This window comes from Acaryochloris sp. CCMEE 5410 (genome assembly GCF_000238775.2).
Classification (GTDB): domain Bacteria; phylum Cyanobacteriota; class Cyanobacteriia; order Thermosynechococcales; family Thermosynechococcaceae; genus Acaryochloris.
On the sequence record NZ_AFEJ02000002.1, the window covers coordinates 708,988 to 731,766 of the forward strand.

The window sequence follows — 22,779 nt, forward strand, 5'->3', positions numbered from 1 at the left end:
AGGTTGAGAATGGCAACAGCAGGACTTTATGTTCCCTTAACGTCGCTGGGTCAAGATCATTTTGAAGTGAGAGGGCGGTGCTAGAGTTACACCTCTACGCACAGGTTTTAAGGGTTGAGGCTGCTCTAGCTGGAATTGATAACCAGTCAGGAGTGTCGAGAGGACCAATTTCATCTCGAATAGGGCGAAGGTCATCCCCAAACAACGGCGGTTGCTACCCCCAAATGGCAGATATTCGTAGGGGGAAAATTGACGTTCCAGGAAGCGCTCTGGCTGAAAGGCTTGAGGATTGGGATAGAGGTCAGGGTGTCGATGGGTGAGATAGATACAGGGGGCTACGGTGGTTCCGACGGGAAGGTTATATTCCATTAGGGATAGGGGCATTCTCGTTGTTCGAGGAGAGGTGATTGGGGCGATCGGATAAATTCTCAGGGTTTCAGAGCACACTGCATTCAGGTAGGGTAAACGTTGGATACCTTTGGCATCATTGAGGTCAGCAGTGGCTAACTCCGCGATCAGTTTTTCTTTGACATCCGGGAGGAAATGAATCCAATACAATGCCCAGGTCAACGCTGAAGCGGTGGTCTCGTGCCCTGCTAGCAGCAGGGTAACTAACTCATCTCGCAGCTCTATATCGGTCATGGGATTGCCCGCTTCATCTGTGGCCGCCAGCATGAGGGAGAGGATGTCTGATCCCATTTCGGATTGACTTCGATGTTCGTCCATCTGCTGATAGAGGAGGTGATCGAGTTGCGATCGCACCCGCAAAAACCGCCCCCAAGGACTCCAAGCTCCACAATCCTTCTGTAATCCTTGTAGAAACAGCAAACTCGCACCAGCCGGTGATCCGGTTAAGTCCAGAAAGTTAGGCAATAGTGCCTGCAAAGCTTGGTATCGTTCAGGGTTCGACACGCCAAACACCGTTTTGAGGATGACATTGAGAGAAATCGCCTGCATGGCCTCTCGCACATCAAAAGGGTGGTTGACTTGCCAAGATGAAGCAATATCTTCCGTAATCTGAGTGATAGATGAGCCATAGGCCCGCATCCGTTCTCCGTGAAATGGGGGCATCAAAAGCTGTCGCTGTCGTTGATGGGAGTCGCCATCTAAGAGGATGACGGATGCATTACCAAGCAAAGGCAACAATACAGAGTTATTACAACCCGCATCCATCTTTTTAGGATCTGCCGTCAGAATCTCTTCAATGCCTTCAGGATTGCTACAAAAAACAATTTGGCCCAATTGCCCCAACTGCAAGGTAAATAAATCCCCATACTGTTGCTGACAAGCTTCCATAAACCCAAGGGGCCGTCCAATCCATTGCAACATTTGCCACAATCCAGAAGAAGAGGGACCTTCGGGTAATTTGCGAGTGGAGGGTTGAGCGGCTATCGTTTGCATCAATCTTGTCCTAACCAGCTTAGGGAAACAGTGCTGTAGAGAGGTGCACTCATCGGCAGTGTAACGTACCTCTGTCTGGGACTGCACCAGAATCTGTGAGGCAGTCATCGATAGAACACAGACGTCTACCGCTACACTAGATCCCAAGAGGCAGATCAGCCCTGTAGGAATGGTTAACACCTGAAGCGTAACTAAAATAATGTCTTCAGCTTATTTCTAAGCAAGTAGCCTACTGTTAAGACGGTGAGACGTAAGGTGACTCGGTATACCTCTCCCAAAAATTATCTAACTCAGAGAAGGCTGTTCATTCTGGCTTCAGCAGGCGTTTGTTTAATCCTGCTCCTATGGCTAGTGCCCCAGTGGCAGGTTAACCAACTTCCCGCCTTAGATCAAAATCGTTTACGGCAGCTGTCTGTTACGGATCAACTACAACTGGAACAAGAGGAGACCTTTCAACGGGCACAAATGGAAGGAAAACAGCGGAATACCTTGCTTCTAGCGATGCTGGGATTGTTGGGCGGGATAGGAACGCATTTCTCTTGGCAAAATTACCACAGACAAAATCGAAGGCACAATATTCATGATTTCCGCAAAGCAGTGGAATTGTTGGCAGCCAAAGACAAGATAGAAGTGCGATTAGGCGGGATATATCTTCTGGAACAAATCGCCAGTGATTCTTCTGGACAACAAGCGATTGTGTTGGAAGTTCTAACGGCTTACATCCGGGAACATAGCACCAGAGCGGGGGATACCCGACAACTAGGGTCAAATGAAGTCAATACCTTGCGAGTGCCTACGGATATTCAAGCTGCCCTAACTGTAATTGCCCGATGTCATGGTCAATTCGAAACGAGTTTCTTGGATTTTCAAGATGCCTATTTGATCCAAGCCAACTTGATTCAAGGGAATTTTCAGGGCGCTAACTTCCAAGGAACATACTTGATTGGGACCAATCTCCGGGAAGCAAACCTACGGGAAGCTAATCTTCGTAATGCGGATCTCTTAAGTGCCAATTTGAGTGAGGCGGATTTGACCCAGGCCAATCTCAGCAGTGCCAATTTGTTAGGGACCAATCTGAATAGTGCCAACTTCCAAAATGCCGATTTGACGGGGGCCAATTTGCGGGGGGCATATCTAGGCAGTGCAAATCTACTGGGGGCCAATCTAAATAGTGCAGATTTAATTGGTGTTTATCTGAGTGATGCTAATCTGAGTCAAGCAAAATTGGTGGGTGCTAATCTTCGGACGGCGAAGCTTATCGGGGCGAAACTGACGGATACGGATTTAAGTGAAGCCAATTTTACAGGGGCAGATTTGAGTGATGCCAATCTGGAGGGAGCCGATTTTACCGATGCCAATCTCCGGGAGGTTTCTTTCCAACGTACTCAATTTCGAGAGGCTGATCTGAGCGGGGCTGATCTACGGGGGGCTATTTTCCTAGAGGTCGATCAGTTAGAAGAGTGCAAACTGTGCCGGACTAAATTACCTGACCATCTTGAACTAGATGCCAATCGAGATTGTGCTTCGATTACCCTCGCAGATCAATCGGTTACGTCACAATAAAAGAGTAAGTTCTTACCTGTTGCCAATTAGGAATTTCCCATGCCAAATTTCTTAAACAACCTTTTGGGACGCCATCCTGAGCGAGTCAAGGCCAATACTGAAATCTATACCTGGCAAACTTGTCCGTTTTGTATTCGAGCCAAATTATTGTTGTCTTGGAAAGGGGTGAAATACACCGAGTACAAGATTGATGGAGATGAGGCTGCACGGGCCAAAATGGCTGAACGGGCCAATAACCGCAGATCCGTTCCTCAAATCTTTATCAATAATCAGCATATAGGCGGTTGTGATGACCTGTATCAGATGGATACGATGGGCCAGCTAGATGACTTACTCTCTCAACCTGCTGCGAGTTAGAACCCAGATCGATGAGGAACGCCCAGTATGCTTTGGGCGTTCCTCATCAATTCTGAAACTGCTACTTACTCACATACTGAAGAGATTTAGGATAGGTCACAATTTTCTTAGCCAATCCCATTTGCTTGAGGACACAAATGGCCCACCAGGTAAAATCGATCTCCCACCAACGATAGCCAGACTTGGCCACATGGGGGTAGGAGTGATGGTTGTTATGCCAGCCTTCACCATAGGTTAATAGAGAAACCCACCACAGGTTTTGGGCACCATCATTGGATTCAAAGGTGCGATATCCCCACATATGAGAGGCAGAATTCACTAACCAGGTGGAATGCCAAAGAATGACGGCCCGGACAAAAATACCGTAGACCACGAAGGACCATCCCCCCAAAGCATATAGCACAGCAGCCAAGGGGATTTGGAGCATCAGGAAATTGCGATCTAACCAGCGATAAAAGGGCTGACGGGCCAAGTCGGGGGCGTTTTTACGGTAATGTTTGGCATCAAAATATTCAGGACGAGGATAAAAAATCCAGAGAATATGACTCCACCAGAAGCCTCGCTGGGCAGAGTAGGGGTCATCGTTGACATGTTCAGTATGAGCATGGTGTTGACGGTGACCACTTACCCAGAAGATAGGACCACCCTGTATAGCGAGGGAACCTAGGGTTGCGATCGCATATTCCAATACCTTGGGCACGCGGAAACTCCGGTGACTGAGGAGACGGTGATACCCCAAGCAGATGCCAATCCCTCCGAGCAGCCAATGTAAGAATAGGGCGACCCCTAGGGCTGACCATGAGAAATAATGGGGGGCTAAGCTGATAGCTAGTAGGTGAAATGCACCAAAAAAGCCAACATTGGTCCAGCTCAAGGCGGGGCTGCCCGCGGGGGCAGTGACGACAGGATTTGTAGTCATAACAGTCCTATGAAAAAAGATGAACAATACTAGCCCATATCTGCAGAGGTGGGCCTCGCTTTTTGTTTGAATACTGGGTAAAGTAATAGTGCAAGCATCACTTGCATGCTGTCATGCTAACACCCATCCCTAAGTCTTGCAAGTAATACTTGCATATTATCTATGTCTTCTCAGTCATCAACTCGCCAACGCTTGATTCAGTCGGCTCTTCAGCTCTTTATTACTCAAGGAATTAGTGGAACGACCACCCGCCAAATTGCTGAAGCCGCCGAAGTGAACGAAGTGACGCTGTTTCGGCATTTCGGCAGTAAACATGGCCTTTTATTGGGGGTCTTAGAAGAGTCAACGGCTTTTCAGAGCCTGGGACAGGCCCTGAACCGTCAAAATCAGTCCGCTGCATCAACGGAGCAAGCCTTTCAAGAATATGCAAGTTATTGCTTGCATGCATTAGAGCAAGTGCCAGATTTAATTCGATCTCTAGTAGGAGAAGCCAACCAATACCCCGCCGACAATCGACTGGCCTTGGGAAAGCGGATGACAGAAATCACCCAATATATGGCTCAGTATCTAGAATCCTTTATGGCTGAGCGGCAGTTAACCCCCCAGTTCTCAACGGAAAAACTGGCAAGCTTATTGGAATGCTTGCTCCTCGGGTATGCCGTTATTGAATTCACCAGTGAATACCATCAGCTATGGCATCACCAAGACGACTTTTTAGAGCATGCGGTGCAGATGATCCTGTTTGGCAGTATTGCAAGTGACACTTTCAGGGATTCTCCCCCACAGCCCACAACCGTGGCTGATTTGCCTGCGGAAACCGTTCATCTTATTCTCCGACAAGCCAAGAAACAGAGTACCCAAGATCATGCTCTGGCCTATGTTTTATTTGGGGCAGGTTTATCATCACCCGAAGTGATCGGGTTATTGCGATCGCAACAGATCAGCAATAATCAACAGCATCTGCTACAAATTCAGGCCAGCCGCCAGGTAGCCGTCAATCAGTGGGTCATGGGGAAACGTGTTGGCTCCTATACTTCCAATCCCCTGACCAAATGGCTAAAATCTCGCAAAGATGATGAACCTACAATGTTTGTGGATGATCAGCAACAGCCCCTGACGCCGACAACACTGGCCGATCGATGGAAAAGCTGGACGGAAGGGATGACCACCTTAGCAGGTCACCCTCCCCATCTGGAACAGGCCCAACAAACCTGGTGCATCGATATGCTGATGCGGGGAGTGACCCTTGATAATTTGAGCTTATTGACGGGGTGGACGTTAGAACAGCTCCACCCCTATGACCAACGAGCCAAAGAAAAAGCGGCTTTAGAACAAGCAACGCGTCTAGATCAGAAGCCATCCAGCAAAGATTGAACTGGGCGGCTACCTACAGACTCTCTGAGGGGGCATCAGCAATGACAAAGTGCCGTGTTCGGTCGATGGACAGCCACCCCTCCTGCCGCAGATTGCCTAAAAGAGAGATTTCCTCATCCCTTACCCCTGCATAGATCATCAAACAGATAATGGCCCGGTCCAGGATCTCAGTGGCCTAGCCTGAAAACGATTCAAATAATGCCTCCACCTGAAACAATGCCAGGTTCTTCCATTCCGTTTTTGGCGTAACCGGAATACCGGAATACTGATGGTTGCTGGGGTTACCCTCGATATACCCTGCCTTTATCAACCCGGAAAAGAAGCTCTTGATCGCGATCAAGACAGCGCCCACGGAGCCTTGCTTCAACTATCGGCTATACCATTTTTCAGTGTGCAGCCGTACATCATAGCAATTTTAGTTAATAGGTCTGCTCTAGACGGTTATAGTCTCAAACACAGTGAACACACAAAATGTGTTCACAATCACCTTGAAAATCATCATATATCACTGAATACCCCTAAAACGGGTGCTCTAATTCAGATAGAAATCAGCTCAAATCAATCCTTAGGATTAATTCACTATTTCTCTTGGAAATAGACTAATGCCACAAGAATTTGAAGACTGATTTGAAGTATCGAATAGCTTTCACCAGATCGGCTAACGATACTTGTCTTGAGTCTTAGGGATATCTGCACAAATCAAAGGATTGCAGCAAAACACAACACCATCTATCGCTATTCAAGGAGATTATGTATGACCGGGATATTACAAGATGCTAAAGGTAAGCGATCCTCAGGCAGACTGCAGACCACTGCATCAGTATTGGTGGGATTGGGTCTCGCCATTACTTTGGCCGCTGGCGAATGGCGAGGGAAGACTTTTTCCGAAAACCTTTACATCCTCACCGGGGCCTTAACCATTGGCGGTGCAGGTATGAAGGGCTTGCAAAAATTCTCCGAGCGTGACGAGAAGCCTGTATCGAATTCAGTGGCTCCAACAACAATAGCAGCATCGCCAACTGTAACGGTGCCATCCACCGAGGTGGTCTCAACTACATCCAAAGTGATCAAGGTCCAAACCCCTGAGAAAGAATTAACCGCCGTTTTACAGGAGGGCTGGTAATGCCATTTATCACAGCGAAAAAGAATACACTCCTGGCACCCCTGCCACACCAACCCCACCTTCAAAAATTAAATCAACTCGCAAAAGTGTATGAGGGGGGAATCTTAGGCGTTATCAAAGTGTCTACTGTCAATTCACAGTTGGCTGAGATTATCTTGGCGGGGCCTTATACCTGGCATGACCATTACCCAACCATTGAAACGGGTGTCAAACGATATATCAATCCCATCTCATGGGATATTCCAGAAGATGCATGGGAACAGCAGCCCGTTTCTGCCCTGGTTCCAGTGTCTACCCCCTCTCAACCGGAGACTCCCTCTGCTCCGTTATTACCGCCGGAAGTAGCCCAACTCAACCACTTTTATGAAGGCTGTCAACGGAAATTATCGGATGGACGGATTCAAGCTTACCCTGATCCGAGGGCTGGCAGTGGGGGCCTACCCGTCACCATCGGTTGGGGCAGTACCTACTATAAAAATGGGTCTGCCATCCAAATGGGAGATATCATCACCCAAGCTGAAGCAGATGACCTGTACGACTATATTTGCCACAAAGATTTTTGGGTCAAGCTGCAATCGACCATTCCCCACTGGGATGATATGACCGATTTGCAACGAGCCGCACTGACCAGCTTTGCCTATAACAATGGTGCTGATTTTTATGGATCACCGAACCATAGAACCATCACCCGCAACTTAAAAGACAAAGATTGGCAGGCGGTTCCCGGCACCCTGATGATGTATCGCAACCCCGGTGAAAATGTGGAAGTGGGGCTAGGTCGCCGTCGATATGCCGAGGCCAAAGTCTGGTGTGGCGAAACGCCGACCACCGCTTGTGCCGCCGCTGCCCAGGAAATTCAAACGGCCCAAGATTGCGAACCCATTGAACAGCGGCTCAAAACGAACCCACCGATGGTGGCAGGTTTTGAACCAACAATAACCGTCTCGCAACCCACCCAATCGGCTGGTCCTCGCCAGCCCAATATTATTGCAGGGATGAAAGGTCCCAAGTCCCATCCAGATGCCCATGGCTTTAAGCCCGGAGACTACCATTTGGTGGCCAATGATGCCGTTGGCAAGATCAAGTGTTACGACTATAGCGGCACGCTAATGTGGGAATTGCCCTGTCTCTGTCGCGGCCAGTTTGAGGACAATTACTTTGGCCGTCATGGGGATACCCCCGCAGGTCTTTACAAATGTGGGCAAATTTATCGTGACTATGAGCAAGCAGGTGCAAGTTCTGCCTATACCCGCGATCGCATGTCTTATGGCTGGTATAGTATTGACCTCGTTGAACTAGAAAACCAAGAAGCAAATCTGGGTCGGGCAGGCATTATGCTTCACGGCGGCGGCAGCGGTTGCGGATGGCCAGGAGCTTGGGCACCAAAGCAATCTCTTTTCTCTACCCTAGGCTGCATTAGAATGCATAACCAAGATCTAAGGGACAAAGTAGTGCCTTTGTATGATCAGCCCGGCGCCACCCTCTTTGTCAGTGTCTATCAGTAGCCAAGAGGCAAAATTACGGGTTAGTGCTCCACTAGAGAATATTCCAGTGGAGTACTAACCCCCGATAGTGCCTTTTCTGCAAAGCCGTGAATGAGGTGATTCACGTTTTGACACCTCCCAGTCATATGGCAGAATTCGTGACTTTATCTGACAGAAGAAAAAAGCTCATCAGCGGTGTTAGTGAAATCGAATAAATATTACAGATTTTCTAATAATAGGAAATGCAAAATTAGCGGTTAACATGACAATTTTAATTGACTTTTCTAGCCACTCCTGATATTTTCCTTAGTCATGTAATTCCATGACTATAAAATCAATAATTCAGAAAAATCTTTAGAGATTTCTTGATATAGATCACGCCATTTTTAGTGCAGTAAAAGTACGATTAGTTCTGTAGTAGACGGTCCCTTTATCTGCCTAGTTACATTCCTGCTGTAGAGGATCACAATTACCTGATTTCACTCTCCTACTGCTCATTCATCTCCTATAAAGGCTGGATACGCCCCATTAATGAACAAAATCAGAAGAAACTAATTACTTTTCGCCATTTTTTTTAGTTTTTATCTTTTTGAAGTAGCTTCCATCGTTTTCACCTAAACCTTTTCCCCTCACGTTGTTGTTAGTCACATTTGGTCTTATGAATATCTCTCTACCTCAAAATGATCCCAATCCCGCTCAACGGCAAACGGATTTAGTGGCTGCTCGCCGAGACTATCGCTATAACTACACTTACCTCCCTAATGGCGGGGCAATGGCCGAGAAAGTGCCCCCGCAAGATCAATCCCTTGGCAAATTTCCTTGGCTTCAAGATGCCTTATCTCTACTTCTGAGAATAGATGCTAACCAAGCTTTACAAGACGTTAATGAAACAGGTTCCGTTCGAAAACTCCGCCGATTTGCCAGGCTCACCCGTATCACCCGTTTCTTAAATAACCCTGAACGTGCTGGCTTTTTGAAGTTTTTGTTAGCCAAAATTCTGCCAATTATTCGGTTGTTTCAGCGCTTACAAGATGGCGAACCACCCTCCATTGAGCAAAACAGTTCTCCAACCCCCTCGGCCAAAATGACCGATATCCACCAGCCATTACTGGAAACATTAATCTCTGAGGTCAAAGCTCCCCGAGACCATGCTCAAGAGCAGCAGAAGCTCAACCATCAGGCTTTAGCCATGCAGGTTAAGCAGACCCAAGATAGTTGGTCAGACTACAGCCAACTCTTTCAAGCCTATAACGATCTGTTTCAGAGCATTTATTTGCCTTGTATTAGCCAGCAGTTTTGGACAGATCGGGCCTTTGTCGCCCAGCGAGTTGCAGGAGCGAACCCCTTAGTACTAGAGCAATGCAAGATATTGCCAGACCACTTCCCAGTCACTAACGATCAATATCAGGCTGTGATGGGAACTGCTGATTCTCTCCAAAAGGCTGGAGCAGAGGGGCGACTTTATATCACTGATTATGCAGTGTTGAACCTATTAGAACCGGGCACCTTTCCGGATGCTCAAAAATATGTCTATGCTCCCCTCGCCCTGTTTGCAATACCTGCGGAAGGAAGCGGCTCCCTCACAGCTGTAGCCATTCAGTGCCAGCAGCAGCCAGGCTCTGATAATCCTATTTTCACTCCACCCCCTGAGGGTAGCTCCCAGTCCGAGCAATGGGCTTGGCTGATGGCAAAAACCATCGTTCAAATCGCTGATGGCAATTACCATGAGCTCATTTCTCATCTCGGTCGGACCCACTTATTAATCGAGCCCATTGTAGTGGCTACCTATCGTCAACTGGCCCCTAATCATCCCCTGAGTGCCTTATTGCGTCCTCATTTTGAAGGAACATTGTTTATTAATAATGCAGCCATTTCTGGCCTTGTTAACGATGGAGGTACCGTGGATTCAGTGATGTCAGGCACTATTGAATCCTCTAAAGAGCTCAGTGTTAAAGCCGTACAAGGGTTTCCCTACGGTTTTAATGATTCGATGCTACCTGCCACACTCTCCAGACGGGGGGTCGATAATGTGGATCAGCTTCCTGACTATCCCTATCGAGATGATTCACTACTCGTTTGGAATGCGATACATGATTGGGTCGAGAGCTACCTAGACTTGTATTACCTCAGCGATCAGGACGTGGTAGAGGACACCGAACTCCAAGCTTGGTTAGCAGAAATGGTCGCTCAAGACGGAGGGCGGATGACAGAAATTGGAGAAACCTCATCGGATCAGGAGCAACCTAGCTTACGCACTAAAGCTTACTTGGCAGATATGGTGACGCTCATTATTTTTACAGGGAGTGCCCAACATGCAGCCGTGAACTTCTCCCAATCGACTTATATGACCTATATCCCCAACTTGCCTTTAGCGGGATATCGACCAGCGCCAAAGTCAGCAAAGGCAACCACTCAAGACTATTTCAACCTTCTTCCTTCCCTGAAACAGGCAGAGACCCAGATGGATATGACCTATTTGTTGGGTTCTCTCTACTACACCCAATTAGGGGAATATGGAGATGAGCACTTTACGGATGCTAGGGTGCAACCTCTACTCAAAGCATTTCAGCAACGGTTAGATGCCATTGGCATCATCATTGATGAACGGAACAGTGTTCGCCCGACATTTTATGATTTCTTACATCCCAATAAAATCCCTCAGAGTATTAACATCTGAGCTCAACTTTCTCCAATCAAGGGCTTTGTTCAGATCTGGCCAAAAAAGGGTAACGCTGACCAATCAGGCCATTTCCCAAAAGGGCTTATCCAAAACTTGTTCCTTTCGCTCAGCTCTTTTGAAGAGTTTGAATTCTAGTAGTTCTAGCCATTAAGGATGTTACTCTCCTGTCATTACTTCTCTGGGACTACCATATTTTGCAATTCTGTTGATAAATTAATGGGGCAGCTATGAGTTTATTAATTCGTTTCTCAAACCGTATCCAAATTTGTCTGTTGCGACACCCTAACATCCTGACTACAATGCTTATGAGGTTTTTCTATGTAGTGGATGTTATTAGTTATAGTATTGTTACTCCTCAAGAATTTTTAGGTAAACGACAAAAGATTTTTGGCCAGAACTTTGCGGCTTTAGGCAGAATTATTGTGGGTGAATATAATCTTGCTGCCAAAATCATTGCAGAACCACAACAAAGAGAGCCTTATATTGGCCGTTTTCGCTGTATCCCTGATCGATTCTCTAAGAATTTTTTGCTTTTTTTGTCTGACAAAGAAGTAAAGGGTGATACTACTCATAAAAAAGCAAGATCAGCCGTTTTAGAGGTCGTTTTTAAACCAGCCTTTGATAATCAGGGTAAGCGCAAGAAAATTATGTCTCTGAAAGGCTAGACTGTAAAGGAATAGAAGCGCCTAGAACTTTGAGCATATACGCTTCATCCATGCTCGCCCGTTTTAGTTTTTGACGGGTACTTTTCTTAAAGGACGTTTCTTGATTCAGGAGGTTGATGCTCCAGCGCTTCAGGATGGCCATGTTTTCCGGCGCATGTCCTGTGCGGATACGGCTGGCATCTTCGCCAAAGGTCACATCTAAGACCCAGTGGAGTTGGTTCTCAATCGACCAATGCTGGCGGATGGCTTTGCCCAACTGCTGAGCAATGGGCGGTAGAGAACTGATGTAAAACATCACCTCATAGGTGGTTTTGTTCCACAAGTGGCGGGTCCGAGCGACCTTGACGATGCTTTGCAAGCCCTTCCACTGCGCCTGCTTGTACAGAGGACCCATTTGTTGAAGGGACACCGCCCAAACTTGTCGTTTCTCGCGACGATGGTGTCCGGCTTCCACCCGCACATCATAGCTGTACTCAATGCCCTTAAACTCATTCGCTTCCGCCGTTTCAAACCATTGCTCAACCTGCTCAAACAGCGTGGGATGATTCTCTTTGAGGGCCAGTACATAGTCTGCGCCTTTGGCCTGAATGCGACAGGCAATCTCGTGCTGAGTCCCCATCGCATCAATGGTGATAATGCACCCGGCAATGTCTAACAGCTCTAAGAGGGCTGGGATCGCCGTAATTTCATTGCTCTTGTCCTCGACTTTGACTTGTCCCAGAAATAACCGATATTCACTGGCCCAAGCACTGACCAGATGCAAGGCGGATTGGTCTTGATTGCGGTCATAGGAGCCCCTGAGTTGTTTGCCATCAATCGGGATCACTTGAGCACCGAGGGTCGTCACGACCTGATCCAACCAGTGATTGAAACTCTGCTCAAAGGCGGTGGGGCAAATACGCTCAAACACCCGTCGATAGGTGTCTGCTGTCGGTATTCCGGACGGTAGGCTCAGAAAACTCGACAACCAATCCTGATGGCTCAGACCATAGGTTTCAATATCTTCCCACCCCTGTGCGCCACCTAAACTTGCCAATAGTCCAATCACGACGATGCTGACAAACGGATGCTGGACACCTTGGCCTCCCCGTGGATCAGTCAACTCCTCAAAACACTCGGTCAGTTGTTGATAAGCCTGATCGCAATCCGTGGTTGGCAGTAGTGACGAGGATGAGTCAGTGGAAGCTGGTGAGGAAGGAGGCTTGCTGAATCCTGTAGCCATGGGGAAACCCTTTTAACAGAATGGAGTTCCATAGCATATTACAGCTTTATTTTTCTTGCGCTGCCCCTGCTTTGATAATACTGAGTCCCAAGAAGCTAAAGATCTCTTGAATCAGTTAGCCACCATTGCTAATCAACATGGAAATCCTCCGGCCTTAGATGACATTAGCGATGATATTCAACGCACTGTCATCCAGTACATCATGTTAGTGCTATTAGAAATCAAACTTTCTCCACAGCAAATATCATCTCTGAAAACGCTATTCTTCTCTGCAAAACCAAGGGAATCATTGTTGATCTCAAGGGTGAAACCCTTAGCCCCATCTGCCAACAAGTTGCAAGAGGTCAAACGATTAGAAGAGGTCGCCCTTAACCTGATTGAGAACTCTCCTGTTATGAGTAGGTATGTTCCAACCACTGAAAATGATTTAAGTCGAACAGAACTGAGTACTTTGCTACTGGAAGCGATCGCAATTGCAGGATGTCTAGGGAGTGAGAGTTTACTCCGGTCCTTAATAGCCAAGGTTCCACGCGATCTGGAGATCGATGTAGATAATCGTCATGAAGTGTTGCGAGTAGTTTTAGAAACAGCTCGTCGACACTCGCCAGTGAATAACATCAATACCATTGCCCAGACAGAAACAGAGGTGACCATCAATGGCCGAAAACGTAAGTTTCCCAAGGGTACGCTGTTCTCCGCAAACATCGGGTTGGCTAATCTAGACAGTACGGTCTTTGAGAACCCCTTAGACTTCAATCCTCATCGAGACAACCTATTGGCAGCCCTCAGCTTTAACTCAGTAGGTGAAGCGAAGCGGCGTGAGTGCCCAGGGCGTAGTATTGCAGAAAAAATGGGCTCTGATTTACTGGTCGCATTGCAATGCAAAACAGTTAAGAGTCAATAATATCCCATCTGTAAATTGTTCTGGGTTTTCATACTCCGCAGCGGTTTGCAGAAATCAGAACTGTTGCCATTGACCATTGAGTTCCACTGTTTTCAGCGATTCTAATGGTCGCCTGCACTCCTGGTTTGCATAATTCAAGAATAGTCTCTGATGCCCCCCTCTTCTCGTTATCTTGCTCAGCTTAGGGCTCATAATGGCCGGGGGGCTATCTATGATCAAATCGCTAGAACCTAGTTAAAAACTAAATTTCACACTTGCAAATGGCCATCATGCCAATACGAGTGACACTGACTTTCCCATATTCAAATGCTGTAATTTTATTTGGCCGGGAAACCCTTATGGGTATTCATTCCCCCAAAAGAATGGACTATCAATTACTTGTAAATTCGAAGTCTGAAAAGTACTGCTAAATAGGGCTTGCTTCGAAAGTCTAAGGTTGAATATTTGCAGTGTATCCAAGTGTTGAGCGCCCTTGAGAAGTGCAAGGAAAATCGTTCAAAATACTCAAAACCTTTGCACATGCACCCCAATGTATCGTCGTCCATCCCCCGGTCAACTGTCCTTTAAGAACTTCTACTTGCCCTTCGGAGGCAAACTATCAGAAGAGAATCGCTGGGTCAAACTCGCCGAGCTGATTCCTTGGGAGAGCTTTGAGTCAGAGTATGCAGAGCAATTCAGTCAGACCATGGGGGCACCTGCCAAACCCTTTCGTGTGGCCTTAGGGACCTTAATCATCAAAGAGAAACTGGGTGTATCCGATGCAGAGACCGTAGAACAGATTCGAGAGAACCCCTACTTGCAGTACTTTCTGGGTTTTAGTGAATATCGAGAGAGTGCTCCGTTTGATGCCTCCATGCTGGTTCACTTTCGCCAACGGTTGAATCTAGAGCTACTGACTCAAGTCAACGACGCAGTCGTGGAATCAGTGCTCGCATCTGAGGGTTCTCCTGTTGTGATGTCCCCTGAGTCATCTCCTTCTCCTGAAGATGACGAAGATGAGCCTCCTGCCCCTCCCAACCAGGGCCAATTGTTGATAGACGCGACCTGTGCGCCAGCCGATATTCGCTATCCGACAGACTTAGATCTGCTCAATGATGCCCGCAAAGCGAGTGAAGCCATCCTTGATGCTTTATATGCTCAAGTCATGCTGTCTCTCAAGGGCAAACCTCGCACCTACCGCCAAAAGGCCCGCAAAGCTTATCTGGCCATTGCCAAGAAACGTCAACCGAGTCGCAAGCTGATTCGTAAAGGGATTCGTCAGCAGTTGGGCTATGTGCGTCGGAATCTAGCCCACATTGATGGATTGATAGCTTTAGGAGCGTCTCTGTCCCGACTGTCCCGGCGACAGTACCGTCTGTTGCTGGTGATTCATGAAGTCTTTCGACAGCAAGAGTGGATGTATCAACAGCACGTGCGTCGAGTAGATGACCGTATTGTCAGCCTCACTCAGCCTCATGTCCGACCGATGGTCCGAGGCAAAGCTGGAGTACCTGTTGAGTTTGGGGCCAAGCTATCCCTCAGTTGTGTCAACGGATGTGTGTTTCTGGAACGTTTAAGCTGGGATGCGTTCAATGAATCCCAGCATCTTCAATATCAAGTGGAAGCTTTTCATCGTCGCTTTGGCCATTATCCTCTCTCAGTCCATGCCGACCAAATCTATCGAACCCGAGCTAATCGACGATGGTGTAAAGCTCGAGGTATCCGATTGAGTGGACCACCGTTAGGAAGACCTCAACAAGACCCCAGGTGCAGGGCCAACTCAAGCAACAAGCACGGGAGGACGAAAGGTGAGAGTCCAAATTGAGGGCAAGTTTGGGCAGGCCAAGCGAAGATTTGGCTTGAATCGAGTGATGGCGAAGTTAGCGGATACGGCTGCTAGTGCGATTGCTATCACGTTCTTGGTGATGAATCTAGAGCGGTGGCTCCGCCACCTTTTATCATTCATTTTTGGGTGGGATTGCTGGTGTTGGAAAGCGTTATGGAGCTGCCAGGGCTGCCTTGGGGCTTTTCTAGGGCCAGTGAAGGAATATGGCCCTGGCCGTCACAACTGGGTTGATTGTACGATTTGATGCCAGGAATTAGCTCAATTTACTTTTTCAGCAAACCCTAAATATAGTTCACAGCTATTCTGTGAGAAAAAATTTCTCTATCCCGGCATGAACCCTAATAGAGAATGGCCCGGTCCCGGATCTCAGTGGCCCGTCCTGCAGCCGCTTCAAACAGCCGCTAACCGGTCTTGACAGATTCTTTGGGTTAACCCGCCGTGAGATCTAATTTTGACCACTCATTGACCTTGCTATTGAGAGCTGACACTGCAGCACGCAAAGTATCGATAATCGTTTCCTCCGTAATAGACGGCCCTAATAGGGTTAGGTTATCAAGGCGAATTCGCCCATCGACTAGAGTCAAGGAACCGAAAACGAGGTCAGTATCAGCTACAGCAATATGTGATGAAAGTTTTGAGACCCCAGCATCAGAGAGCTGCTCTATCCATTCCACATTGACAGTTATCCCAGAAGAAGACTCGTTGGGACGAATTCGACAGAGATAGCCACGGTCTTCGGCATAAAGCGTAACAGCAAAAACCGAATCCTCCTCAATCCAAGAGATCGGAATACCAGACTCAATCAACGCATCGACGATAATACGAGATACTGGGCCACGGCGACGAAGTCGATCAACCTCGTCAGTGAACACAGAAAACGCTGTTCGATAGCCAACCCGCATCGTACCACCACCAATCGATGGATCGATAGGGTACTCTTGCCAGAGCTGTATCGCATTCCAGACCGTATCATCGAATAGTTCAGGAGAAGGGGGTGGCTCAATTACAAATAGGTCAGTGAGGTGTTGCACTGCATCAGAACTTGGGCAAGGCAAGTGAGGATAGTACTCGGGTCTCAATGCAATCTCCATCCGAACAGGCAGATCTTCGAGGAATGGCCGATTTTGCCAATCGAGGCGACTCTCCGGGCGGTTGTGAAACCAGCTCAGTTCTTCACCTCTCGCAGCGATAACAGGGGCACATTCAAGCACAACGCTGACAGCAGACCAATTTTCATCATTGATTTGGGCAACTAGCCTCAAGAGATGAAGTACATGAGCCTCTCCACCTAGGTGCCATGTCGTTTTTTGGTCGAGTGTAATTTCCATTTATAAGCCTCTAGATGGACACTAGACTAAACCTCAAAGAATTTCACTGACATAATCATAAGATGGAGGATTAAATTGGTAATATTTCCAAATTAATTATCAAAATTGGCCTAAAATCACCGCTGCTAATTGCTAAAATACTTCTGCTCGATATAGGCAATTTTCCCGGCACTCAACCTGAGCATATACCACCCCGTTTCAGTGCCATCAGTGTTCACGACTTCGCCAACAATATGGTAGTTCTTCTTTCGGTATTGCCTTGACAGGCGCTTGGCATCCTGACGAGGCTCACTGCGTACTTTAGCCCAGTCTTTAATGGTGCTTTTTGTCATTTTTTTAACTTTTGTTTTAATCGGCTTAACGTGAAATTCGCCTTCACCACCAATATTTTTGGGATGACCAGCGGTTGAGTCAGGTTGCGCGATTTCTTCTTCAGGTAAGTCGAGTTTGTCACGAAGCTTAGATACTGAATAACCATCTAACTCATCAGTAATGCTTTTCTTTAAGGAGTTGTCCCCACTAACTTGAGTCAAAAGGAAGGTTTTACAGGACTCGATTGGGTTCTGACGAATCAAGCCACATAGTGCCAGCAAAACCCGAGCCTTCATGGGAGCTGTCTCCATTTTTACGAGAGTTTCAACTGAGTCCTTGATGAGTGCGAAATCAAGGTATTTGTCGGCTACGGTTCGCCTCCAGCCGGGAACCCCCAGGTTTTCCATAAATTTTAAGCGCTTAGAGTCATCATGAAGCATCCAGTCTTGGTAGATCACAAGTTTCGACGACTGATACTTAGCCTCTAAAATAAGCAACGGATAAAAAGCGTCACGGTGCTTTTTACTCATATCATCCGCAGCCAGTCTGGCAGAGCGGCAGTCATCACCACTATTTAAAACACCCATAAGCACATGGGCTGTTTTAGTGAACTTGTTTGCCGTAAGGATGTCATTCTTATACTGGTTTAGCAATGTACGGTAGAGAAGTTTAATAACGAATTCTGCATTAGTGCTAGCTACCTCTTTAATGCGGTCCTGCATTTCTGCGAAGCAAGTAACTGGATCGTTTGCCCAGCTCTCAATAACTGCTTTGAGAGCACCAGAAGGCTCTTTACCATGACGAACATAAGTGAGTTTTGGGCCAGCAACATGAGGATCAGCTAGTGTAATAAAATCCAACTCGCCAGTATCTTCTTTGATTGCACCTATATCAGCTGATGTAATTGAGGACTGGGCTCCAAGAACCTCCGCTCTCCCTTGGGCTTGGTCGTCCAATTTTGAGGCAAGACTTCCATGCTTCTCAATGTATTTCCTAATGCCTTCTCGAATCTTTTCCTGATTTTCGGTAGTTTTTGTATCAACTACCGTATCAAGATCAAGGATGTTCTCTTTTTTCATCAACTTCTTAAGTTTTTTCTCGTCAACCCTATTCGATGCAGTTAGACAAGCACGCAACAACACCTTGGGCTTCAGCCCCTTCTTCTCTTCCATGTTGGCGAAAATTTGTTCAAAGAACAGGGCAAAGACACGCGCGTTTGTTCCTTCTAATTCTATCGGAACTACATCTTTCTGATCGATCGACTTCTTGCCCCCGTCTTCAGTAACTTCTGTACCGCCACCAGCGAATTCAATCTCGGTAGATTCACCGTGGCCAACGGCCATAACCTGAGTGATTTTGCCGTCAAGGCCATACTTCTTCGCTAGTTCTTGGAAGCCACCACGGATGAGAGATTTTACCTTCTCTATAGCATGACCCTCAATGAGATAAACCTTAATTTTGTCGTTTTGGATGACCTTGTTAACATGCTCATGGCGAATAAAAGCACCATTATGATCGTAAAGAGAATGCAAAATAAGAGTTAGTGGTTTGTCCTTTACGGACAGATCAGCCTTTAGCTTATCGAGCGAGGTCTTGGGAAACTTATGAAAGTTTCGAATGTCTTTTAGAACGTTCTTGTAGTCCTCGATCTTGGCTCCCTCTTCATGCACAAGTTTGATGAAACATGTAATTTCTTTGCCCTTAGAGGTTTGTAGGTTGGGCTTCATCTCATTGAAGTACTTGATGAACTCCTCAGCAACTTTGCCAGAATCAGTGTCAACTAACTGAGTGAATACATTAGTTGGTACAACAAGCTCGGTTCGTTGCCCAAGGAGACCATGAATTTTCTGAAGCCAGTCTCCGTAGTAGATAGCTTTTTCCAATGTAGTCTGTGGTGCCAGTCGAACGGTTTTCTCCCCATTAAGTTCGCCATTGAGTCCTTCACAATAGGCCTTCATATTACGAAGGTCTTCTTTACTATTTTTACCTTTGTCAACGACATCCTTGAGTTTGAATAGGTCTAAGCCGTTCAGCCGCCAGTCGATAATTTGCCAGATGGTGTTGCGTTCTTCTTTTGCAAATCCCTCCACATTGGCCCAGTCCATCTGCTCAGCCTTCCGATGGGTTTCGAATTCTCCGACTGTCAGGTCGAGAAGATCGCCTTTTTCTTTACGGTCCATCTGCACCGTATCCGGGCTAGTTTTTAAGAAGGGCCGATCAGAAGGGGGGAATCCTTGAATAAGGTCCGTTTTTGCCTCTATAAATTTGGCCTCTCCCTCTGCAGCAGGGTAATAGGTCTGCATGATGGGGTTTATTCGCCCTTGCCTTTGCTGTAGGACTTGTACATCTGATAGATCGATGTTGTCTAAGTCTTCCTGGCGACCTTTCCTCTGCTCAGGCGTAACCTTTTGGAGATCGGTAGATGGACCATTGGGTTGAAGCTGCATTGGTTTAGCGTTTGCCTCAAATTGACCATGCAGCAGTTCATCATTTTTTCTAAACTGACTTTGCCTTCTCACCGCTCCAGCATTCTGCTGAATGACATGGGTCAACTCATGGGCAATCAACTCCTGCCCTGCTCGATTTTCAGGCTGATATGCCCCTTGTCGAAAAAAGACATCTTGCCCCGTCGTAAATGCCCGAGCCTGAATCGATTGATTTAACTGGTCTGACTGAGTATCTGTATGTACTCTCACCCCACTAAAATCTGCACGCATCGCCTGACCCATTGACTGTTGCAACCCTGCATTCAATGGTTGTCCACTCCCTCTCGCTTGATTGATAGCAGACTCTAAATCCGATGATGCCTCTTCACCTGCTATTGTTTGCTTTCTCTGGATAGCAGCTTGAAAGCCTTTCGCGGACATTACCCCTTCTAAGCCGTTCTCGCGCTGAATCGACTGCCTTATATTGTTTTCTTTTGAATTAGGGGGATTTATGGTTTGCACTACTTGAGATGCAATCCGATCTGCCTCTCGTTCATACTTATCTCCTGGCTGCCCAAGCGTCAATTTCCGTTGAAGCCAGGGTTTTGGGTGTAATGGACTGGACTCATCATTCTCAAGTCTAGGTGGACCCATTTGTATCATTGAAGTACCCAGCCGCTGGAACTTCCTCAACCGCTCAGCATGTTCAGCTAAACCCTCTTCATTCGACTTGGCTTGAATTGCCGGAGGCTGCACTGAAGACTGAACTTTAGAAGATCGAGGAACAGGGTTATAGGAAGACTGGGCGGCTCGTTTCTTATGAACGTATTGATGAGTTCTCATTACAAGCTTCCATATTCAAGCAGGCACTGATATTCTCTCTCGAATATAAGCTCCTATCGCCTTTCACACAATGAGATGGGACGGAAGAGATGTCCACCTTAGTAGGTCACCCCCCTTGTCTGGAACAGGCCCAACAAACCTGGTGCATCGATATGCTGATGTGGGGAGTGACCCTCGATAATTTGTGCTTATTGACAGGATGGATACTTGAACAGCTCCACCCCTATGACCAACGAGCCAAAGAGAAAGGGGCTTTGGAACAATCAACGCGTTTGGATCAGAAGCCATCCAGCAAAGATTGGGATGGGCGGCTACCTACAGGCTTTCAGAGGGGGCATCAGCAATGACAAAGTGCCGAGTTCGATCAATGGTTAGCCATCCCTCTTGACGCAACAGTCCTAACAATCGGGTAATCGTCACTCGTGTTGTGCCTAGCAGGTTAGCGAGCTGTTGATGGGTCAAGCGCACCTCTAAACGCACACCATCCGGCGTTACATGTCCTACTTCCTGTTTCAGCATCAATAACAGCTGCACTAAGCGATCGTATACCCGTCGTTGGCTGATCATCGCTAAGATGGCCTCGGTTTGCTGCAATCGCCGACTCAATTGCTGGAGAACACCCTGGGCTAATAATGGGGAACTTTCTAGCTCCACCTGATTGAGACGCATTAGAACAACATCAGTCAGGGCGAACGCTTCGTAGGGATTCAGCTGTGTTAAGGGCAAACCAAAGGGCATTGCTGGGTAGACAAAACCTAAAACAGCTTCATCACCAGATGCGAACAAGGTCCCTAATTGCACAATTCCTCGACAAACAATCCATAGGTCCTGCGGTCCCATGGGTATAGTGCTTCCACTTTTGAAGTCATATGTATGTCGTCCCTGATAAGCTTCTTCAAAAACTTGACGCCAATCGGTTGGAGCTGGCGACACGGATACCTGAGTTTGCAGCATCTATTAGCAATGAATGAGGTGTAGTGATCTGACTACAGACTAAGAGACACTGCTAAAGCACAGGTAAATTCGGGGTTGTGAACAGATTAAGCTCTGCCCCATAAAAATTCTATAGGGATGCCACCGAGGTCTTCGCTTGTAAAGAAGCCGGATCGACCGTGGCCAGTTGCCCCTGGTTTAAAGTCCAACATCGATCGGCAATACTGACGAGTTCTGCCGGATCATGGGTGACAATCAATAAGCTCCAATGCTGTTTGAGTTTCCCTAGCAGGGCCACCAGCTGCTGTCGCATAGACCAATCGAGGCCTGCGGTGGGCTCATCTAGAAGTAGAAGATGAGGCTGACGAATTAACTGGACTGCCAAAGCCAAACGCCTCTGTTGACCACCACTCAAGGATTGAGGAGACGTAAAAAGAGATAGGTCCCCTAACCCTACTTCCGATAGGGCTTGATGGACCTGTTCTGATCCTAGTTCGGGGTGACCAATGCGTAATTCCTCCAGAATGGTGCCCCCGCAAAAATGCCGCTCTGGGAATTGAAAGACTAGACCGGCCAGCTGCTGTAGATTATTGGGTTTGAGTTCTTGCTGACGCCAATAGAGGTCACCGGAGGTCGGTGCCGCTAAGCCCGCCACTATTTCTAACAGGGTACTTTTCCCGGAACCGCTCGGACCAATCACTAGCCCCAGCTGTTGAGGCGGGAGTTCCAAAGTGACTGCCTTGAGAATTGCAGTTGAAGTTGCCGCTGGATGATAAAGGAGTTGTTTTAATCGAAGCATTCTTTTAGCGTAATGCAATCAACTACAATCAGGAGCAGGTTTGAGGGTTGTACCATTCCCCTTTATATCAGCATGCCCAATCGAGAAGATGTTACTTGCTGACCCTAGGGGACAAAGAAGCGGCTCTTGTTAATCTTCTGGCTCGTCGTGTTGTTTTTAGTCTATGAACATTCAGTTTCGTGAATTTAATTCGTTTGATTTATGGCTTTGGCTAGAATTTGAAACCGTCTTGTCGGAACAGGAGAAACAATACTTAGAAGAAGTCTTTGATTCCTGGTTTTTTCTGGGGAAATTGGGGGGGTTTAATGCCGAGAATTTACAGGTGCAAGATGCTGGCTATGAATTGAGCTATCTCCAGTATGAACTAGAAGCTAAAGATGGCAATTTGATGGCTCTAATGCACAATATGGGGGAGATTGAGTATGAAGGCTGCTGGGCACGGTGCTGGTTTGATTTGGGTACTAGCGATGCGATCGCACTAGATGTCCTACTCAATGCCTTGCAGCAATTCAACACAGAGTTTATCGAAATTAAGCAGCTATTGATCGGGGGTGAAAACGAAGATTGGCCCCTGCCAGAACATCGGGATCGGTTCTACCAAGAGCCTTAAAAAAAGCGCAA

General features: G+C 47.2%; 17 protein-coding genes and 1 pseudogene. 11 read left to right on the top strand and 7 right to left on the bottom strand.

The window, feature by feature from the left end; all coding sequences use genetic code 11:
* Positions 1 to 36 precede the first annotated feature (36 nt).
* Positions 37 to 1,401 carry a cytochrome P450 gene (locus ON05_RS24095; protein WP_010479231.1) on the bottom strand — a complete coding sequence of 455 codons (1,365 nt, stop codon included), beginning with the start codon at positions 1,399 to 1,401 and terminating at the stop codon, positions 37 to 39.
* 255 nt (positions 1,402 to 1,656) lie between these two features.
* Between ON05_RS24095 and ON05_RS24100 the strand changes: the two genes are divergently transcribed.
* Both ON05_RS24100 and grxC read left to right on the top strand, forming a co-directional pair.
* Complete coding sequence (locus tag ON05_RS24100) at positions 1,657 to 2,964, top strand: pentapeptide repeat-containing protein (protein ID WP_010479233.1); 1,308 nt, start codon at positions 1,657 to 1,659, stop codon at positions 2,962 to 2,964.
* 39 nt (positions 2,965 to 3,003) lie between these two features.
* Positions 3,004 to 3,321: a glutaredoxin 3 gene (grxC, locus tag ON05_RS24105; protein ID WP_010479234.1), complete on the top strand. Its 318-nt coding sequence runs from the start codon at positions 3,004 to 3,006 to the stop codon at positions 3,319 to 3,321.
* A gap of 61 nt (positions 3,322 to 3,382) precedes the next feature.
* Here grxC and ON05_RS24110 read toward each other — a convergent pair whose 3' ends face one another.
* The gene (locus tag ON05_RS24110) at positions 3,383 to 4,240 is read right to left on the bottom strand and encodes a fatty acid desaturase (RefSeq protein ID WP_010479237.1); all 858 of its coding nucleotides are present in this window, start codon (positions 4,238 to 4,240) and stop codon (positions 3,383 to 3,385) included.
* A gap of 162 nt (positions 4,241 to 4,402) precedes the next feature.
* On the opposite strand from ON05_RS24110, the gene ON05_RS24115 reads away from it, so the two are divergent.
* The 5 genes from ON05_RS24115 to ON05_RS24135 all read left to right on the top strand — a co-directional run bounded on the left by ON05_RS24115 (position 4,403) and on the right by ON05_RS24135 (position 11,566).
* A complete protein-coding gene (locus ON05_RS24115) occupies positions 4,403 to 5,614 on the top strand; it encodes a TetR/AcrR family transcriptional regulator (RefSeq protein WP_010479239.1) in 1,212 nt (403 codons plus the stop codon).
* A 754-nt stretch (positions 5,615 to 6,368) separates the two neighbouring features.
* Positions 6,369 to 6,737, top strand: a complete 369-nt coding sequence (locus ON05_RS24120; protein WP_010479243.1) for a hypothetical protein — start codon at positions 6,369 to 6,371, stop codon at positions 6,735 to 6,737.
* Entirely contained in the window at positions 6,737 to 8,242 is a 1,506-nt protein-coding gene (locus ON05_RS24125) for a glycoside hydrolase family protein (protein WP_010479245.1), read from the top strand. Before ON05_RS24120 ends, ON05_RS24125 begins: the two co-directional genes overlap by 1 nt.
* Before the next feature lie 637 nt (positions 8,243 to 8,879).
* A complete protein-coding gene (locus ON05_RS24130; protein WP_010479247.1) occupies positions 8,880 to 10,898 on the top strand; it encodes a lipoxygenase family protein in 2,019 nt (672 codons plus the stop codon).
* Between the two features lie 230 nt (positions 10,899 to 11,128).
* Positions 11,129 to 11,566, top strand: coding sequence for a hypothetical protein (locus ON05_RS24135; RefSeq protein WP_175307278.1), 438 nt, complete (start codon positions 11,129 to 11,131; stop codon positions 11,564 to 11,566).
* Here ON05_RS24135 and ON05_RS24140 read toward each other — a convergent pair.
* Positions 11,547 to 12,788 (bottom strand): ISAs1 family transposase, encoded by a 1,242-nt coding sequence (locus ON05_RS24140; protein WP_010482646.1) that lies wholly within the window; start codon positions 12,786 to 12,788, stop codon positions 11,547 to 11,549. The two genes, ON05_RS24135 and ON05_RS24140, sit on opposite strands and share 20 nt — an antisense overlap.
* 106 nt (positions 12,789 to 12,894) lie before the next feature.
* On the opposite strand from ON05_RS24140, the gene ON05_RS24145 reads away from it, so the two are divergent.
* Entirely contained in the window at positions 12,895 to 13,692 is a 798-nt protein-coding gene (locus tag ON05_RS24145) for a cytochrome P450 (protein WP_236618961.1), read from the top strand.
* Between the two features lie 529 nt (positions 13,693 to 14,221).
* Positions 14,222 to 15,748, top strand: a pseudogene (locus tag ON05_RS24150) (IS5 family transposase).
* Positions 15,749 to 15,945: 197 nt separating this feature from the next.
* On the opposite strand, the gene ON05_RS24155 reads toward ON05_RS24150, so the two are convergent.
* Entirely contained in the window at positions 15,946 to 16,845 is a 900-nt protein-coding gene (locus ON05_RS24155) for a hypothetical protein (protein ID WP_010468595.1), read from the bottom strand.
* Between the two features lie 125 nt (positions 16,846 to 16,970).
* Positions 16,971 to 20,426, bottom strand: a complete 3,456-nt coding sequence (locus ON05_RS24160; protein WP_063825616.1) for a DUF4157 domain-containing protein — start codon at positions 20,424 to 20,426, stop codon at positions 16,971 to 16,973.
* Positions 20,427 to 20,515: 89 nt separating this feature from the next.
* Here ON05_RS24160 and ON05_RS24165 point away from each other — a divergent pair, with 89 nt between their 5' ends.
* The gene (locus ON05_RS24165) at positions 20,516 to 20,773 is read left to right on the top strand and encodes a hypothetical protein (protein WP_010468593.1); all 258 of its coding nucleotides are present in this window, start codon (positions 20,516 to 20,518) and stop codon (positions 20,771 to 20,773) included.
* Here ON05_RS24165 and ON05_RS24170 read toward each other — a convergent pair.
* Both ON05_RS24170 and ON05_RS24175 read right to left on the bottom strand, forming a co-directional pair.
* A complete protein-coding gene (locus ON05_RS24170) occupies positions 20,742 to 21,380 on the bottom strand; it encodes a Crp/Fnr family transcriptional regulator (protein WP_012161435.1) in 639 nt (212 codons plus the stop codon). The genes ON05_RS24165 and ON05_RS24170 overlap by 32 nt on opposite strands.
* Before the next feature lie 109 nt (positions 21,381 to 21,489).
* Positions 21,490 to 22,158, bottom strand: a complete 669-nt coding sequence (locus ON05_RS24175) for an ABC transporter ATP-binding protein (protein WP_010468591.1) — start codon at positions 22,156 to 22,158, stop codon at positions 21,490 to 21,492.
* Positions 22,159 to 22,321: 163 nt separating this feature from the next.
* On the opposite strand from ON05_RS24175, the gene ON05_RS24180 reads away from it, so the two are divergent.
* Positions 22,322 to 22,768 carry a DUF3531 family protein gene (locus ON05_RS24180; RefSeq protein ID WP_010468590.1) on the top strand — a complete coding sequence of 149 codons (447 nt, stop codon included), beginning with the start codon at positions 22,322 to 22,324 and terminating at the stop codon, positions 22,766 to 22,768.
* Positions 22,769 to 22,779: the final 11 nt, after the last annotated feature.